Here is a 432-nt window from a genome sequence, read left to right on the forward strand (position 1 = left end):
CTCCCCATGGCTTATCGCAGCTTATCACGTCTTTCATCGGCTCTTAGTGCCAAGGCATCCACCCTGCGCTCTTTTTAGCTTAACCAGGTTTAACCACAGCAGGTAGCGTCCTGCTGTCCTGGTTCAGGTTTTTGCTTTGTTAATGAAATTGAATTGGTTTTAAAACATTCAATCAATATCTGATGTCTTCTTATCAATGTGTAGTTTTCAAGGTACATATGACTGAAGTTTATCAGCCATTTAAAACCAAAAGAGATTTTTGATTTTAAATCACTGGTAAAAACCAGTATATATATAAACAGCAAAGCTGATTATTTCGATTTCTGGCACCCACCTGCTCTCCCATACCGTCTCCAGTATAGTACCATCGGCCGCTTAGGTCTTAACCATCGTGTTCGGGATGGGAACGGGTGTCTCCCCTAAGCGCATCAG

General features: G+C 42.1%; 2 rRNA genes. Both read right to left on the reverse strand.

Features of this window, described 5'->3' with window-relative positions:
• A 23S ribosomal RNA gene (locus tag ACTQ3K_RS12660) occupies positions 1–85 on the reverse strand; the annotation flags it as partial.
• Between the two features lie 236 nt (positions 86–321).
• Positions 322–432: ribosomal RNA gene (gene rrf / locus ACTQ3K_RS12665) — 5S ribosomal RNA — on the reverse strand; the annotation flags it as partial.

Origin of the sequence: Candidatus Paralachnospira sp. LCP21S3_A2, assembly GCF_052118925.1 — a bacterium.
In the GTDB taxonomy this organism is placed as follows: Bacteria; Bacillota; Clostridia; order Lachnospirales; family Lachnospiraceae; genus Lientehia.